This window comes from Candidatus Pseudomonas phytovorans (genome assembly GCA_029202525.1).
GTDB classification, from domain to species: domain Bacteria; phylum Pseudomonadota; class Gammaproteobacteria; order Pseudomonadales; family Pseudomonadaceae; genus Aquipseudomonas; species Aquipseudomonas phytovorans.
The window spans coordinates 5,297,279-5,314,461 of record CP119325.1; the positions used below are offsets into that span (position 1 = coordinate 5,297,279).

Annotated in this window: 13 protein-coding genes; 1 reads left to right on the forward strand and 12 read right to left on the reverse strand. The window is 61.1% G+C overall.

The window, feature by feature from the left end; all coding sequences use genetic code 11:
* Nucleotides 1-20: 20 nt before the first annotated feature.
* The 12 genes from P0Y58_23335 to mtnA form a co-directional block, all read right to left on the reverse strand.
* Entirely contained in the window at nt 21-1,082 is a 1,062-nt protein-coding gene (locus P0Y58_23335) for a Wzz/FepE/Etk N-terminal domain-containing protein (protein ID WEK29789.1), read from the reverse strand.
* 237 nt (nt 1,083-1,319) lie between these two features.
* A complete protein-coding gene (locus P0Y58_23340) occupies nt 1,320-2,753 on the reverse strand; it encodes an MBL fold metallo-hydrolase (GenBank protein WEK29790.1) in 1,434 nt (477 codons plus the stop codon).
* 102 nt (nt 2,754-2,855) lie between these two features.
* Entirely contained in the window at nt 2,856-3,119 is a 264-nt protein-coding gene (locus P0Y58_23345; GenBank protein ID WEK29791.1) for a lipopolysaccharide assembly protein LapA domain-containing protein, read from the reverse strand.
* Between the two features lie 19 nt (nt 3,120-3,138).
* Complete coding sequence (gene ihfB, locus P0Y58_23350; GenBank protein WEK29792.1) at nt 3,139-3,435, reverse strand: integration host factor subunit beta; 297 nt, start codon at nt 3,433-3,435, stop codon at nt 3,139-3,141.
* 256 nt (nt 3,436-3,691) lie between these two features.
* Entirely contained in the window at nt 3,692-4,756 is a 1,065-nt protein-coding gene (locus P0Y58_23355; protein ID WEK29793.1) for an acyltransferase, read from the reverse strand.
* 86 nt (nt 4,757-4,842) lie between these two features.
* Complete coding sequence (gene rpsA, locus P0Y58_23360; protein ID WEK29794.1) at nt 4,843-6,519, reverse strand: 30S ribosomal protein S1; 1,677 nt, start codon at nt 6,517-6,519, stop codon at nt 4,843-4,845.
* A gap of 124 nt (nt 6,520-6,643) precedes the next feature.
* A complete protein-coding gene (gene cmk / locus P0Y58_23365; protein ID WEK29795.1) occupies nt 6,644-7,330 on the reverse strand; it encodes a (d)CMP kinase in 687 nt (228 codons plus the stop codon).
* Complete coding sequence (locus tag P0Y58_23370; protein ID WEK33386.1) at nt 7,327-9,534, reverse strand: bifunctional prephenate dehydrogenase/3-phosphoshikimate 1-carboxyvinyltransferase; 2,208 nt, start codon at nt 9,532-9,534, stop codon at nt 7,327-7,329. The genes cmk and P0Y58_23370 overlap by 4 nt, the downstream gene beginning before the upstream one ends.
* 193 nt (nt 9,535-9,727) lie before the next feature.
* Entirely contained in the window at nt 9,728-10,822 is a 1,095-nt protein-coding gene (gene pheA / locus P0Y58_23375) for a prephenate dehydratase (protein WEK29796.1), read from the reverse strand.
* On the reverse strand, nt 10,822-11,907 hold the full coding sequence (gene serC, locus P0Y58_23380) for a 3-phosphoserine/phosphohydroxythreonine transaminase (GenBank protein WEK29797.1): 1,086 nt from the start codon (nt 11,905-11,907) through the stop codon (nt 10,822-10,824). The genes pheA and serC overlap by 1 nt, the downstream gene beginning before the upstream one ends.
* A gap of 255 nt (nt 11,908-12,162) precedes the next feature.
* A complete protein-coding gene (gyrA, locus tag P0Y58_23385; protein ID WEK29798.1) occupies nt 12,163-14,928 on the reverse strand; it encodes a DNA gyrase subunit A in 2,766 nt (921 codons plus the stop codon).
* Nucleotides 14,929-15,296: 368 nt separating this feature from the next.
* Nucleotides 15,297-16,373 (reverse strand): S-methyl-5-thioribose-1-phosphate isomerase, encoded by a 1,077-nt coding sequence (gene mtnA, locus P0Y58_23390; GenBank protein ID WEK29799.1) that lies wholly within the window; start codon nt 16,371-16,373, stop codon nt 15,297-15,299.
* 110 nt (nt 16,374-16,483) lie between these two features.
* Here mtnA and ubiG point away from each other — a divergent pair, with 110 nt between their 5' ends.
* On the forward strand, nt 16,484-17,182 hold the full coding sequence (gene ubiG / locus P0Y58_23395) for a bifunctional 2-polyprenyl-6-hydroxyphenol methylase/3-demethylubiquinol 3-O-methyltransferase UbiG (GenBank protein WEK29800.1): 699 nt from the start codon (nt 16,484-16,486) through the stop codon (nt 17,180-17,182).
* The last annotated feature ends 1 nt before the right edge of the window (nt 17,183 follow it).

Genomic DNA, 17,183 nt, shown 5'->3' on the forward strand with positions numbered 1-17,183 from the left:
CACAGCGACCGCAGGGGGGCTCAATCGCGAGCCAACCGGCGCGACCTTTCTGCAGAAACCAAATGGGACAATGAAGCCAGCAGCACACCGAGCGTTAGTCCCACAAACGCCCCACCCAGAATAATCAACAGCTTGCGAAGGCGGACTGGGCTATCAGGCACCTCGATGGCGCCATCCTGTTGAAACACTTCGATCACAGCAGCGTTCACCTGCAGGTTGCGATAGAAGTCGAGCTTTTCCTGAACCTCTCGCAATTCAGCCACAAAGGGATCGTCGGACTGGCGCGCACGAAGGTTGGCCAGCTCCGCTTCAAGGGCTTGACTACCTCGCATATAAGTCAATGCGCCCTGCATGCCGCCTGACACCTCAGTGTTCAGACCGCTGGCAATGATCGGGGGCTTGCTCAGGTTCACGGCTTTGGCAACTTTCAGCGCCTCTTCCAGGCGAGCGATCTGATCTTCACGCTGCTTGTGCGCTGCATCCCTCGCACTGCGGACCTGTTGCTCCAAGTTCTTTACCAGTACCTTGACTTCCGTATCGGCATCCTCGACCAAGGTCTTTTTTGCACGATCGCTGGCCATTTCTGAAAACCGGGTTACCCACTTCGCACTGGTGCTCGGATCGTCACTCAACGCCCTGATCACAATACGCTCTGCATCGCCTCCCGCGACTGGCCCAACCGTCAACACCTTGCCAAACTGGTCATAAAGTGCATCTTGGGAGCCTTGGCGAACGGCCTCCGGCAAATTAGGCAGATAAACCCCGCGGAAAAACTGGCGCCGTAATGATTCAGACTGCAGTGAACGCAGATAAATTTCGTATACATCCTTGGGTTTGAACACCTCCAGGCCACTGGCTTCGGTGCGCCCGTAATTCAGTTGTGCAAGGTCATTCTTGGTCGGCGGAAGGATAAATGACTTGGCTTCGTACAACGGTGTTTTTAGCGATGTATAAATAAACGCTATGGCAGTAACTAGAATAACGCAAGAGACGATAAGCAGCTTGCGACTCCACAGCACATGCCAGAGCTCGAGGACATCAAAATCGTCATTTCCGACTTCACGGCTACGTTCATTTCGCATTTATTCTGGTTTTCCTTAGATCCGATCACTTGCATGATTCTTGTGCTAATCAGGCCAAGCCCTCGCTGCAGTAGTCCCTATCCATCGGGACTGCTAAATCTCAGCGTAGCGGCAGTTCGCCATTGTACTGCAGGCCGCACGAAACGGCTCACAGCTTTAGCACTAATCCGACCTAAGAGGAAGATATCGCCTACAAAGTTCCACTCCAAACCAGCGAGCCGACGGCCTGCGCTTTCGCTATAGGGCAACCGTGACGGCAGCCTCCTTGCCATCCCGTGCACTGCGATTTCGTAGCGCCTCGGCCAAGACAGCCTTGGCCTGGGCCTCTCCATGGACCAGCAAAATGCTCCGCGCCGCTTTCTTTCCCTCCAGTGCGAAGCTTATCAACCCCTCCTGATCCGCATGACCAGAATACCCGGGCAAGGTTACGATCTTTGCGCGCACCTCATATATCCGCCCATCCAGATCAACCTGCACAAACCCTTCCGCCCCCTCACTGGCCTGTATCACCGCCCCCGGCGTGCCCTTGGCCTGATACCCCACAAACATCACCTCATGCCGCGTATCCCCCAGCATCGCTTTGAGATAATTGACAATGCGCCCACCCGAGCACATGCCATTGCCGGCAATCACAATCGCCGGACGGCCAGTGCTCTTGAGGTAGTTGACCACTTGCTGGTGCCGGGCATGGGTATCCACGCTTATCAGCTGGCTGAAGCCGAGCGGGTCGCGCCCCTCTGCAAGGCGCGCCCTGGCCTCGGCATTCCAGTAGTCGTGCAGCTCTCGATACACACTGGTGATGCGCTGAGCCAGGGGTGAGTCGAGGATGATGGGCAACTGAGACCAGTCGATCGGGTCGCCACCGGGGCCGGGACCAGCGATCCCCAGCAAAGCCTTGCGATGAAGTATGTCTTCAAGCTCGTACAGCAATTCCTGGGTGCGGCCCAGGCTGAAGGCCGGGATGAGAATGGTGCCCTTGTCAGCCAGCGCGCGATCAATGGCATCTTCCAGACGCTGCCTGCGGTCGCCTGCATGCGTATGCAGTCTGTCGCCATAAGTGCTTTCCAGTACAAGCACATCAGCCCGTTCCGGGGGCTGCACAGGGCGCAGTAATGGGTTGCCACACGCCCCGAGGTCGCCAGAGAACACGTAGCGTGTATTGGTCTGCTCATGCTGCATGTCGCACTCGACATAAGCCGAACCCAGCAGATGCCCGGCTCGCTGCAGGCGGATACGGCAAATCAGGCCAGGACGATCGACCACCGCGTGCCACTGCTCGAAAGGCAGCGGCACGATAAGCTCGCGAATGAAGTCGATATACCGCGCCACCTGCGCAGGGTCGCTGCTGATGCTCAGCTTGTAGGCATCCTCCAGCACCAGCGGCAGCAGCCGTGCAGAGGGTTCGCTACACAGGATGGGGCCGCGAAAGCCTGCCGCCAGCAGCGCAGGGATGCGGCCAACGTGATCGAGGTGCACATGGGTGACGACCAGGGCCTGGATGCCCGTCACGTCAAAGCCGAGCGATGCAGCTTCTGCGCCTGGCGATGCCTCGCCCCCCTGCTCCAGACCACAGTCGACCAGCACACTGGTGGACGGACCCAGGTGCAACTGGTGGCAAGACCCGGTGACGCCGCGGGTACCGCCGTGATGGGAAAGGCTGGGATATTCCATGCTGCGCACACTCGCCGGGGCCGAAAATGAAGTGGGCTATTACTCCATGACGGCCGGTGCCTGCATAGGTGAGGCATTCCGAAGAGGGTGTAGGAAGTTTCCTCAGTTACTGCTCAGCGCCGCCTGACGGGCAGACTCCCTGATCTTACGCTTGCTGCGCTGCACGCCGTAGGCACCCAGCAACGGCCCGACGGCAAGGCCGATGACCAAGGCGGCCAGCACCAACACAGCAACCGGCATTTCCGGCGCGGCCCAGCCAAACAGGACCAACGACACGGCTTGCTGGTTCTCGAGCACGAAGAACAGCACCACAGCCGCCAACAGCAGCACGAACACCGCCGCCAGGGCGCGCTTGAGGTTACGCATCAGAATGCTCCTTGAATGATCAGGCTTCAGCCTCGTCTTCTTCGTTGACCCGGTCGCGCAACTCTTTGCCGGGCTTGAAGTGCGGCACAAACTTGCCTTCCAGGCTGACAGACTGCCCTGTCTTCGGGTTACGGCCGACGCGCGGGGCGCGATAGTGCAGCGAGAAGCTGCCAAAACCGCGAATCTCGATGCGATCTCCGGTAGCCAGGCATTGCGACATCTGCTCAAGCATAGTCTTGATGGCCAGCTCTACGTCCTTGGACGAGAGCAGCCCTTGATGGGTGACAATACGTTCGATCAGCTCCGACTTCGTCATGTTTTTCCCTTCGTTATCAAGCAGCTAGATCATTGCTTAACCAGTTTGTAGCACGCCCGGAAGAATTTGAACAGGGTGGTTCTTGACTTAATAAAAAAATTCAAGATTGAAGTTTTACAAGAATGGTCTAGTCAGCAGGTCCAGCAGCACCCCCAAAGCATACTCAGAACCTGCGGCAGTAGCCTTGTGTCGAGACAGTGCTGCCAAGCGGCCCCGGCCATTTGTTCGCCACTGCCCTGAACATCGGGACTAGCGTTCAAGCCAACTGCTGCCGGGGGCCGGCCCGCGAAAAACGCTTGCGCACCGCTAGCGCAGGCTTCTCCACCAACTCCCACGACACATACCCCGCCAACCAGGACGCCGGCACGGCCGCCAACATCAACCAGTAGGGCCCGGCCCATGGCATAGCGCCGGCCAACACCTGCTGAATCGGAAAGGCATAGAGATAAATTCCGTACGAGTAGTCCTGCACCATCGAAGGCAGCTTCAACTGCGGGCAATAGGCAAAATACAAGGTTGCGTAAATCGTCAGGATGGCAAAGGCAAACACCTCAAAGCGCCCACCCTTGCTTAACAAGAACAACGAGAAACAGGCAAGCAACAGCCAGCCCGCATGCGGAATGATCGCCCGGCACGAATAGAACGCAGAACCCGCCAGGAAACACACTACCAGCTTGAATGGGTACTCCGCATAAGCCGGATGCAGTCTATGCAACCCCAACGCAACCAGGAGTGCCGCTAGCGTCAGCACTGCCGTCGGCCACCGGCAAAAGCGTGCCACTAGCACCAACGCTCCAAGCACAAGGTACATGCGCATTTCCAACGGTATGGTCCACAAGCTGCCGTTGACTGAAACTCCCTGGAAGCGCGGAGTAAATGTAACCCCTGGCAACACGAACTGGGCATTGTTGAAAATCAGCAGCGGGCTGTAGAAATACTTGTATACCTGGCCTTCCGAGAAGTAGTCAGCAAGCGGCAGCGAGGTGACCACGGGCCCCAGCACAAAGGCCATAAGGAACAAACACACCAGCAGGCCAGGCAGGATCCTGAGCCCACGCGCCAGGTAGAACTCTCTGATGCTGTTGCGCTCACCACTGGCAGCGATCAAGAAACCACTGACCATGAAGAACACCTCCACCCCCAGGCTGTGGACCGGCACTGGCATACCCAGCTGCATGCCAGGGTCAGTGCAGCTCAGGCACTCCAGATAGGAGAGCGCAAAAGAATGCCCGACCACCACAGCGGTCGCCGCCAGCAACCTGATAATCAGGAAATTGTTATCACGCCCGCGACCCTTCATTACGTCGCCAAACATCAACATTACCAACCCACTCCCCGAACTAGAGGCATTTTCGACACAAAAAAAGGGCGACCCGAGGGTCGCCCTTTTTACCGATCAAACAGAACTCAGTTCTGCTTGGCCATTGCTTCGCGCAGCAGCGCAGCCATGGTGGTGTCGGCAGCAGCTTCTGGAGCCTGTTTCAGGCTCTGGATAGCTTCACGCTCTTCAGCGTCGTCTTTCGATTTGATCGACAGGCTGATCACGCGCGACTTACGGTCAACGCTGATGATCTTGGCTTCGATCTCGTCGCCTTCCTTCAGGACGTTACGCGCGTCTTCAACGCGGTCACGGCTGATTTCGGAAGCTTTCAGAGTGGCTTCGATGTCGTCGGCCAGGGTGACGATGGCGCCTTTGGCGTCAACTTCTTTCACGATGCCCTTGACGATAGCGCCCTTGTCATTGACAGCAACGAAGTTGGAGAACGGATCGTCTTCCAGCTGCTTGATGCCCAGGGAGATGCGCTCGCGCTCTGGGTCGACCGACAGGATGACGGTTTCCAGCTCGTCGCCCTTCTTGAAACGACGTACGGCTTCTTCGCCGGTTTCGTTCCAGGAGATGTCGGACAGGTGAACCAGGCCGTCGATGCCGCCGTCCAGGCCGATGAAGATACCGAAGTCGGTGATCGACTTGATGGTACCGGTGATCTTGTCACCCTTGTTGAACTGGCCGGAGAAGTCTTCCCATGGGTTGGACTTGCACTGCTTGATGCCCAGGGAGATACGACGACGCTCTTCGTCGATGTCCAGAACCATGACTTCCACTTCGTCGCCAACCTGAACGACTTTCGACGGGTGGATGTTCTTGTTGGTCCAGTCCATTTCGGAAACGTGTACCAGACCTTCAACGCCTTCTTCCAGCTCAGCGAAGCAGCCGTAGTCGGTCAGGTTGGTAACGCGCGCTTGTACGCGGGTACCTTCTGGGTAACGGGCAGTGATAGCTACCCACGGATCTTCGCCCATCTGCTTCAGACCCAGCGAAACGCGGTTGCGCTCGCGGTCGAACTTCAGAACGCGTACGTCGACTTCGTCGCCAACGTTAACGATTTCCGAAGGGTGCTTGATGCGCTTCCAGGCCATGTCGGTGATGTGCAGCAGGCCGTCGATACCGCCCAGGTCCACGAATGCGCCGTAGTCGGTGAGGTTCTTGACGATACCTTTGACTTGCTGGCCTTCCTGCAGGGTTTCCAGCAGGGCTTCGCGCTCGGCGGAGTTCTCGGCTTCCAGCACGCTGCGACGCGAAACAACAACGTTGTTGCGCTTCTGGTCCAGCTTGATGACCTTGAATTCCAGCTCTTTGCCTTCCAGGTGGGTGGTGTCGCGCACAGGGCGGACATCAACCAGGGAGCCCGGCAGGAACGCACGGATGCCGTTAACGTCGACAGTGAAGCCGCCTTTAACCTTACCGTTGATAACGCCCTTGACCACTTCTTCGGCGGCGAAAGCTGCTTCCAGAACAATCCAGCACTCGGCGCGCTTGGCTTTTTCACGGGACAGTTTGGTTTCGCCAAAGCCGTCTTCGACCGCGTCCAGCGCAACGTGAACTTCGTCACCGACCTTGATGGTCAGCTCGCCAGCTTCGTTGTAGAACTGCTCGAGCGGGATGACGCCCTCGGACTTCAGGCCAGCGTGTACGGTAACCCAGTCGCCGTCGATGTCGACAACGATACCGGTGATGATCGCACCCGGCTGAAGATTGAGGGTTTTCAGGCTTTCTTCAAAGAGTTCTGCAAAGCTTTCGCTCATTTTAATTCCTGTAGATTCGGGCGAAACAGACGCCCATCGCCACATTCCAGACAATGTGGGTTTGTTTTAAGTAAAGGAAAGCCGGCAGGACGTTGACTGGTGCACCTGCATGCTTTCCTGATTATCAGGCCAGGTCGCGTGATGCGATCTCGCTTCTGATACGTTGCAACACCTGCTCGATGGACAACTCGGTAGAGTCCAACTGAATGGCATCGGCCGCTGGCTTCAGCGGGGCCACCGCACGTTGGGTGTCGCGCTCATCACGCGCACGAATCTCATCCAGCAGACTCGACAGACTAACATCTTCGCCTTTGCCCTTCAACTGCAGGTAGCGGCGGCGTGCGCGTTCGTCGGCGCTGGCGGTGAGAAACACCTTCAACGGCGCGTCCGGGAACACCACAGTACCCATGTCGCGACCGTCTGCGATCAGGCCCGGCGCCTCGCGAAACTCGCGCTGACGCACCAGCAGCGCGTCACGCACGGCCGGCAGCGAGGCCACCATCGAAGCGCCGGCGCCGACGGTTTCGGTGCGGATGACGTTGCTGACGTCCTCACCCTCCAGGATGATCTGTTGCAGCTTACCGGGCTCGGCGGCGATGAACTGCACGTCCAGATGGGCGGCAAGCTTGGTCAGCAGCTCTTCGTTGGTGAGGTCGACGCCGTGGTTGCTGGCGTTGAACGCCAGCAAACGGTACAGCGCACCCGAGTCCAGCAGCTTCCAGCCCAGCTCGCGGGCCAGCAGGCCGGCGACCGTGCCCTTGCCCGAGCCGCTTGGCCCGTCGATGGTGATGACCGGCGCCTGCGAATTCACGACTTGCCCTCTTCCGCCACGCGGATGCCCACTTCGGCGCACAGCGCCAGGAAGTTGGGGAACGAGGTGGCGACGTTGGCGCAGTCATGGATGCGGATCGGCGCGCTGGCGCGCAGCGAGGCCACGCTGAAAGCCATGGCAATACGGTGGTCGCCGTGGCCATGCACTTCGCCACCGCCCAGCTGGCCGCCGTCGATGATGATGCCGTCCGGAGTCGGTTCGCACTTGATGCCCAATGTGATCAGGCCGTCAGCCATCACCTGGATACGATCAGACTCTTTCACCCGCAACTCTTCGGCGCCACGCAGCACGGTACGCCCTTCGGCGCAGGCAGCGGCCACGAACAGCACCGGGAATTCGTCGATCGCCAGTGGTACCAGCTCTTCGGGGATGTCGATACCCTTCAGCCTGGCACCACGCACGCGCAGGTCAGCCACTGGCTCGCCGCCGACTTCACGCTGGTTTTCCAGGGTGATGTCGCCGCCCATCAGGCGCAGGATGTCAATGACACCGGTACGGGTCGGGTTGATGCCAACGTGCTCAAGCACCAGCTCGGAACCTTCGGCGATGGAGGCTGCCACCAGGAAGAATGCTGCCGAGGAAATGTCGGCCGGCACTTCGATGCGGGTAGCGGTCAGCTTGCCGCCGGACTGCAGTGAAGCTACCGGGCCGTTCGACTCGACCGCATAGCCAAAGCCGCGCAGCATGCGCTCGGTGTGGTCACGGGTAGGCGCCGGCTCGGTAACAGTGGTCTTGCCTTCGGCGTACAGGCCAGCCAGCAGCAGGCAGGATTTGACCTGGGCGCTGGCCATCGGCAGCGTGTAGGTCAGGCCCTTGAGCTTGTGGCCACCGCGGATGGTCAGCGGCGGGCGGCCTTCCGGGCCGGTCTCGACCACTGCGCCCATTTCGCGCAGCGGGTTGGCCACACGGTTCATCGGGCGCTTGGACAGCGAAGCGTCACCCGTCATGGTCACGTCGAACGACTGGCCGGCCAGCAGGCCCGACAGCAAGCGCATCGAGGTACCCGAGTTGCCCACGTACAGTGGCCCGGGCGGCGGCTTGAGGCCGTGCAGGCCAACACCGTGAATGGTCACGCGGCCGTGGTTGGGGCCTTCGATGACCACACCCATGTCGCGGAATGCCTGCAGGGTCGCCAGCGCGTCTTCACCCTCAAGGAAGCCTTCGACCTCGGTGGTGCCTTCGGCCAGCGAGCCGAGCATGATCGAGCGGTGGGAAATCGACTTGTCGCCCGGTACACGGATTCGCCCGTTCAGGCGGCCACCCGGTTGGGCCAGGAAAATCAGATCGTTGGCGTTCATAGCGTCCACATAGGCCCGGCGGGCCAGGATTTTACTGAAATGCTCGCGGGCAACCCGTGCGCGGGTGAATACACCCAGCAGCTGGTGCCCGTCCCCTTCAGCGATCGCGTCGCGCAAGGCGTCGAGATCGCTGCGATATGTATCGAGTGTGCGCAGGACAGCGTCGCGGTTGGCGAGAAAGATGTCGTGCCACATGGTCGGGTCGCTGCCGGCGATTCTTGTGAAATCGCGGAAGCCTCCCGCAGCGTACCGGAAGATCTCGAGGTTTTCATTGCGCTTGGCCAGCGAATCGACCAAACCAAAGGCCAGCAGGTGCGGCAAGTGGCTGGTAGCTGCCAGCACTTCGTCATGGCGCTCGACCGACATATGCTCTACGTCGGCATCCAGCGCCCGCCACAGGCGGTCGACCAGGGCCAGCGCGGCAGGGTCGGTTTCAGCCAGCGGCGTGAGGATCACTTTGTGTCGACGGAACAGGGTGGCATTGGAGGCCTCTACGCCACTCTGTTCGGAGCCGGCAATGGGGTGGCCGGGAACGAAGCGTGGCAGGCGCTGACCGAAGACCGAACGCGCTTCACGGACGACGTTGCCTTTGGCGCTGCCGACGTCGGTGATGATCGCATTGCCCAGGTCGAGCTGAGCCAGGCGGGCCAGCACTTTTTCCATGGCCAGGATGGGCACGGCCAGCTGGATGACATCGGCACCGACGCACGCGAGGGCGAGGTCTTCTTCACAGCGGTCGACCACGCCCAGGGCAACGGCCTGCTTGCGCGAGGGGGCGTCCAGATCGACACCGACCACTTCGCGGCACAGGCCGCTTTCACGCAGGCCCTTGGCGAACGAGCCACCGATCAGGCCGAGGCCGACCACGACCAGGCGGTTGATGATTGGCGCGGGTTTGGTTTTTGCTGCTTTTACCACTGGTGTGAACCCTGTTCAGAAATCTATTTAGCCTGCAAGGGCCATTGGGGCTGCTTTGCAGCCCATCGCGACACAAAGCCGCTCCCACAAGGGATTGCGTACTCCTGTGGGAGCGGCCTTGTGTCGCGATGGGGCGCGAAGCGGCCCCAACCATCTCAGATCAAAGTACCGCCTTCGGATAAGAGCCCAGCACTTTCAGCGCCACGGCCTCCTGGCTGATCTGCTCCAGCACGGCCTTGATCAGCGGGTCGCGGTGGTGGCCAACGAAGTCGATGAAGAACACGTAGGTCCACTTGCCACTGCGCGACGGACGGGTCTCGATGCGGGTCAGGTCGATGCCGTTCTGGTGGAACGGCACCAGCAGCTCGTGCAAGGCACCCGGCTTGTTGCTCATCGAAACGATGATCGAAGTCTTGTCGTCGCCGGTCGGCGGCACTTCCTGGCTGCCGATCATCAAAAAACGCGTGGCGTTGTCCGGGCGGTCTTCGATCTTCTCGGCCAGGCGGGTCAAACCGTACAGGTTGGCCGCCATGTCGCCGGCGATCGCCGCCGAGTTCCACTCGCCCTTGACCCGCTTGGCCGCCTCGGCATTGCTCGAAACCGCCACGCGCTCCACGTTCGGGTAGTGCGCGTCCAGCCACTTGCGGCACTGGGCCAGCGACTGGGCGTGGGAGTAGATGCGCGTGATGCTGTCGGTCTTGGTGCTCTCGCCCACCAGCAGGTGGTGGTGAATGCGCAACTCGACTTCGCCGCAAATCACCATGTCGTGTTCAAGGAAGCTGTCCAGAGTGTGGCTTACCGCACCTTCGGTGGAGTTTTCCACCGGCACCACGCCAAAGTTGACGGCGCCGGCCGCCACTTCGCGGAACACTTCGTCGATGGCCGCCATCGGCCGGCTGATCACCGCGTGGCCGAAGTGCTTCATGGCCGCCGCCTGGGTGAAGGTACCCTCAGGGCCGAGGTAGGCGATTTTCAGCGGCTGCTCCAGGGCCAGGCAGGACGACATGATTTCGCGGAACAAACGCGCCATCTCTTCGTTGCCCAGCGGCCCCTTGTTGCGCTCCATCACGCGCTTGAGCACTGCGGCCTCACGCTCGGGGCGGTAGAACACCGGCTTCTCGCCTTCTTTCAGCGCCGCCGTCTTGACCCGGGCCACTTCTTCGGCGCAACGGGCGCGGTCGCTGATCAGCTCGAGAATCTTCTCGTCGAGGCTGTCGATGCGTACGCGCAGCGCCTTGAGTTCCTGTTCGGACATCAGCCGTGCTCCTTCTCGAATTCGGCCATGTAGCCAACCAGGGCTTCCACAGCGTCAAGGCCCAGGGCGTTGTAGATGGAGGCGCGCATGCCACCTACCGAGCGGTGGCCCTTGAGGTTGAGCAGGCCCCGGGCATCGGCGCCGGCGAGGAAGGCCTTGTCCAGGCGCTCGTCAGCCAGGCGGAACGGCACGTTCATCCACGAACGGGCGTTGACGCTGATCGGGTTGGAGTAGAAGTCGCTGCTGTCGATGAAGCCGTACAGGCGTTCTTTCTTGGCGCGGTTGCGCTGCTCCATGGCGTCAACGCCACCGTGCTCTTTCAGCCACTCGAAGACCAGGCCCGAGAGGTACCACGAGTAGGTGGCCGGGGTGTTGTACATCGAGCCGTTGTCAGCCGAAACCTTGTAGTCGAGCATGGTCGGGCAGCTGCTGCGGGCGCGGCCCAGCAGGTCTTCACGCACAATGACCACCACCAGGCCGCTGGGGCCGATGTTCTTCTGCGCGCCAGCGTAGATCAGGCCGAACTGCGACACGTCGATGGGGCGCGAGAGGATGTCGGAGGACATGTCGACCACCAGCGGCACATCGCCAGTCTGCGGCACCCAGTCAAACTGCAGGCCACCAATGGTCTCGTTGGACGCATAGTGCACGTAGGCAGCGTTCTTGGTCAGGCTCCAGTCGTTCTGGCCTGGAATATTCAGGTAGTCGTAAGGCTTGGCACTGGCGGCGACGTTGATGTTGCCGAAGCGGCGCGCTTCTTCGATGGCCTTTTTCGACCAGATGCCGGTTTCGATGTAGTCGGCGGTGCCGCTTTCCGGCAGCAGGTTCAGCGGAATTTCGGCGAATTGCTGGCTGGCGCCGCCCTGCAGGAACAGCACTTTGTAGTTGGAGGGGACGGACAGCAGGTCACGCAGGTCCTGCTCGGCCTTTTCGGCGATGGCCACGTAGTCGTCGCTGCGATGGCTCATCTCCATCACCGACAAGCCCTTGCCGCGCCAGTCCAGCATCTCTGCCTGGGCGCGCTGCAACACAGCATCAGGAAGCGCGGCAGGGCCTGCGCAGAAGTTAAAGGCTCGTTTGCTCACATCCACTCTCGCTCTGCCAAATGTACAAATTCGTGATCCGGTGCCGACCAGCTTGAAACTGTATCGCCTGCCATAGGCCTGCTTTGCAGGCCATCGCCGGCAAGCCAGCTCCCACAGGGATCGCGCAAAGCCAAAGCTGGCGCTTTACCTGTGGGAGCTGGCTTGCCGGCGATGGGGCGCGCAGCGGCCCCAAAGGCCAGGTCTAATCGGTCAAACGGGGCGACCTTGGTCGCCCCGTTCGGGTTTTACACTTGCTTACTCCTGCGGGGCCTCTTCGGCTCCAGCAGCTTCATCGTTGTCTGGCGCTTCAGCCTCGACGCCCTCCTCGTCCGTCTCGATCACATCATCGAGTTCGTCCTCGGACGGCTCCTGGATACGCTCCAGGCCCACCAGTGTCTCGTCAGCCGCCAGCTTGATCAGCGTAACACCCTGGGTGTTACGGCTCAGGCTGGACACCTCGCCAACCCGGGTGCGCACCAGCGTACCCTGGTCGGAAATCAGCATGATCTCCTCGCCTTCCTGCACCTGGATAGCGCCGATCAGCAGGCCGTTGCGCCCTTTGGTGCCCATGGCAATAACGCCCTGGCCACCACGGCCGCGACGCGGGAACTTGGACAGCGGGGTGCGCTTGCCGAAGCCACGCTCGGAGGCGGTGAGGATCTGTGCGCCGGACTCCGGAATCAGCATCGAGATGATCTGCTGACCTTTGCCCAGCTTCATGCCACGCACGCCACGGGCGGTACGGCCCATTTCACGCACCACGCTCTCGGCGAAGCGGATGACCTTGCCGGCGTCGGAGAACATCATGACTTCTTTGGCGCCGTCAGTGATGGCGGCCGCAATCAAGGTGTCACCTTCCTTCAGCTTCAGGGCGATCAGGCCGTTGGTGCGCGGGCGGGCGAACTGCACCAGCGGGGTCTTCTTGACGGTACCGGAAGCAGTAGCCATGAAGATGTAAGCGCCAGTAGGCTCTGCCACCCACTCTGCGGTGTCGCCGTCTTCTTCGTCGACTTCTTCGGCCTCTACCAGCTCACCCTCGAGCACGGTGTCATCAGCGTCTTCCAGCTCTTCGTCGAGGTCGGCGTTCTGCTGCAGCGCTTCGAGGTCGACCTGCAGCATGGCGGTGATGCGCTCACCCTCCTCCAGCGGCAGCAGGTTGACCAGCGGGCGACCACGGGCAGCGCGGGACGCTTCAGGGATTTCGTAGGTTTTCTTCCAGTACACCTTGCCCTTGCTGGAGAACAGCAACAGGGTGGCATGGCTGTTGGCAACCAACAGGTGCTCGATGTAGTCCTCGTCCTTCACGCCGGTCGCCGACTTGCCTTTGCCGCCACGGCGCTGGGCCTGGTAAGCGGACAATGGCTGGGTCTTGGCATAACCACCGTGGGAAATGGTCACCACGCGCTCTTCTTCCGGGATCATATCGCCGTAGTTGAGGTCGTGGCTGGCATTGAGGATTTCGGTACGGCGCACATCACCGTATTCGGCACGAATGGCTTCCAGCTCTTCGCGGATCACTTCCATCAGGCGCTCGGCGCTGCTGAGGATGCGGATCAGTTCGCCGATCTGCTCAAGGATTTCCTGGTACTCGGCCAGCAGCTTCTCGTGCTCCAGGCCGGTCAGGCGGTGCAGGCGCAGGTCGAGAATGGCCTGGGCCTGTTCCGGCGACAGGAAATACTTGCCGTCGTGCAGGCCATACTGCTCCGGCAGGTCTTCAGGGCGGCAGGAGTCGGCGCCGGCGCGCTCGACCATGACCTGCACGGCACTGGATTCCCACGGCATGGAAACCAGAGCTTCCTTGGCCTCGGACGGGGTCGGCGAAGCCTTGATCAGGGCGATGACCGGGTCGATGTTGGACAGCGCAACCGCCTGGCCTTCAAGGATGTGGCCACGCTCGCGGGCCTTGCGCAGCTCGAACACGGTACGGCGGGTCACCACTTCACGGCGGTGACGGACGAACGCCTCGAGCAGGTCCTTGAGGTTGAGCAGGCGCGGACGGCCATCGATCAGGGCGACCACGTTGATGCCAAACACGCTCTGCAGCTGGGTTTGCTGGTAGAGGTTGTTGAGCACCACCTCCGGCACCTCGCCGCGACGCAGCTCGATGACGATGCGCATGCCGTCCTTGTCGGACTCGTCACGCAGCTCGGTGATGCCTTCGATCTTCTTCTCTTTTACCAGCTCGGCGATCTTCTCGATCAAACGCGCCTTGTTCAGCTGGTACGGCAGCTCGGTGATGATGATCTGCTGACGGCCGCCGACCTTGTCGATGTCTTCGATTGCGGAGCGGGCGCGCATGTAGATGCGGCCACGGCCGGTGCGATAGGCTTCGATGATGCCCTGACGGCCGTTGATGATGCCGGCAGTCGGGAAGTCGGGGCCCGGGATGAACTGCATCAGTTCATCGATGGTGATTTCCGGGTTGTCGATCAGCGCCAGGCAGCCGTCGATGACTTCACCGAGGTTGTGCGGCGGGATGTTGGTCGCCATGCCCACGGCAATACCGCTGGAACCGTTGACCAGCAGGTTGGGAATACGGGTCGGCATGACCGCCGGGATCTGCTCGGTGCCGTCGTAGTTGGGCACCCAGTCGACGGTTTCTTTGTGCAGGTCGGCCAGCAGCTCGTGCGCCAGCTTGGTCATGCGCACTTCGGTGTATCGCATGGCCGCGGCGTTGTCGCCGTCGACCGAACCGAAGTTGCCCTGGCCGTCGACCAGCAGATAGCGCAGCGAGAACGGCTGGGCCATACGCACGATGGTGTCGTAGACCGCAGTATCGCCGTGCGGGTGGTACTTACCGATTACGTCACCGACCACACGGGCGGATTTCTTGTACGGCTTGTTCCAGTCGTTACCCAGCTCGCTCATCGCATAGAGAACGCGACGATGCACGGGCTTCAAGCCGTCACGCGCATCGGGCAGCGCTCGCCCGACAATCACGCTCATCGCGTAGTCGAGGTAAGACTGTCTCAGTTCGTCTTCGATATTGACCGGGAGGATTTCTTTGGCCAGTTCGCCCATGAGAAGCCTGATTCCTTTTTTCGGGTGAAACTTCGCAGCTCCATCAAGGGCCGAACGAAGCTCGCCGCCGCAGCGCATAGGGGTGCGACGACTTACGACAAATCAATGAGTTGTGCCATGGACTTGCGCAATGAAGGCCGCCGTGATGGGCGGTCTTGGAAACTGCCGGATGTTATCACAAAGGCGGGGGCGGTGGGGAGATGTGGCAGGTGGTCTCGGACCGGTTTGAATCTTGATTTTTTATTGCCTGTACCGGCCTCTTCGCGGGACAAGCCCGCTCCCACAGGTCCATCACTGCCCTTAGGGTCTGTGATATCCCTGTGGGAGCGGGCTTGTCCCGCGAAGAGGCCGGTACAGGCAGCACATAATCAATGCAGGCGCTTGCGGCAGATGAGTTGAGCCAGCTTGGCAGTATCCGGCCGCTCCACGATGCCACGCTCGGTCACGATCACATCGATCAGGTCGGCCGGGGTCACGTCGAACACCGGGTTGAACACCTCGACCCCCGGTGCCACCCGGGCCCCGCCAAAGTCCAGCCACTCATCGGCATCACGCTCTTCCAGCGGGATATCCTCGCCCGTGGCCAGGTTCAGGTCGATGCTGGTGCTCGGCGCCACCACCATGAAACGCACACCATGGTGCATGGCACTGACCGCCAGCTGGTAGGTGCCGATCTTGCTGGCCACATCGCCATTGGCAGCGATGCAGTCCGCCCCCACCACCACCCAGGTAATGCCCTTGGTCTTCATCAGGTGTGCCAGCGCCGAGTCGGCGCACAGGGTTACCGGGATACCTTCGTTGGCCAGTTCCCAGCCAGTCAGGCGCGAGCCCTGCAGCCAGGGACGGGTCTCACCGGCGTACACCCGCTCGACCATACCCTCCAGGTAGCCGGCCCGGATCACCCCCAGGGCAGTGCCAAAGCCGCCGCTGGCCAGGGCGCCGGCGTTGCCGTAGGTAAGCAGGGTCTGGGCATTGCCCTGATGGCGACGGATCAGTTCGATGCCCTGCTGGGCCATGGTCAGGTTGGCTTCACGGTCACTTTCGTGAATGGCCAGCGCCTCGGCCTCCAGCGCTGCCAGCACGTCTTCTTCCGGGCGCAGGCGCAGCAGGCGCTCGCGCATGCGGTTCAGCGCCCAGAACAGGTTGGCCGCGGTGGGGCGCGCTTCGGCAAGGGTGAGGAAGTCTTCTTCAAGGTCCATTTCCCAGTCGCCACCCTCGGCCAGCCGCTCCTCCACGGCCAGCACCAGGCCGTAGGCCGCGGCAATGCCAATGGCCGAGGCGCCACGCACTGCCATATCGCGGATTGCCGCCGCTACCTGCGCAACATTGTCGCAGGCCAGCCAGCGTTCTTCCGACGGCAGCAGGCGCTGGTCGAGCAGGTGCAAGATGCCGCCCTGCCAGCGGATCCCGGTCACCTTCTCCGCCGCCAAAAGTCGCTCGCGCATCGCCTCTCCCCGTCGTTCGCATGTCAAAAGCCGGCGATTATAGCGACCCTGGGGGCCGAGCGCTCGGGTATACTCCGGCGCAATTTTGCGAAGTTTCAGAGGACTGTTCAATGAGCAACGTCGACCGCGCCGAAATCGCCAAGTTCGAAGCGCTGGCCCACCGTTGGTGGGACCGCGAAAGCGAGTTCAAGCCGCTGCACGAAATCAACCCGCTGCGCGTCAACTGGATCGACGAGCGGGCCAGCCTGGCCGGCAAGAAAGTGCTGGACGTAGGCTGCGGCGGCGGCATCCTCAGCGAAGCCATGGCCCTGCGCGGCGCCACGGTAACCGGTATCGACATGGGCGAGGCACCGCTTGCCGTGGCCCGGCTGCACCAGCTGGAATCTGGCGTTGAGGTGGAATACCGGCAGATCACCGCCGAAGCCCTGGCCGAAGAGATGCCTGAACAGTTCGACGTGGTCACCTGCCTGGAAATGCTCGAACACGTGCCCGACCCGTCTTCGGTGATTCGCGCCTGCTTCCGTATGGTCAAGCCGGGCGGCCAGGTGTTCTTCTCCACCATCAACCGCAACCCGAAGGCCTACATGCTGGCCATCGTCGGCGCCGAGTACATCCTGAAGATGCTGCCGCGCGGCACCCATGACTTCAAGAAGTTCATCCGCCCGTCCGAGCTCGGTGCCTGGAGCCGCGACGCCGGCCTGCAGGTGAAGGACATCATCGGCCTCACCTACAACCCGCTGACCAAGCACTACAAGCTCAACAGCGACGTCGACGTCAACTACATGATCCAGACCCTGCGCGAGGAATAAG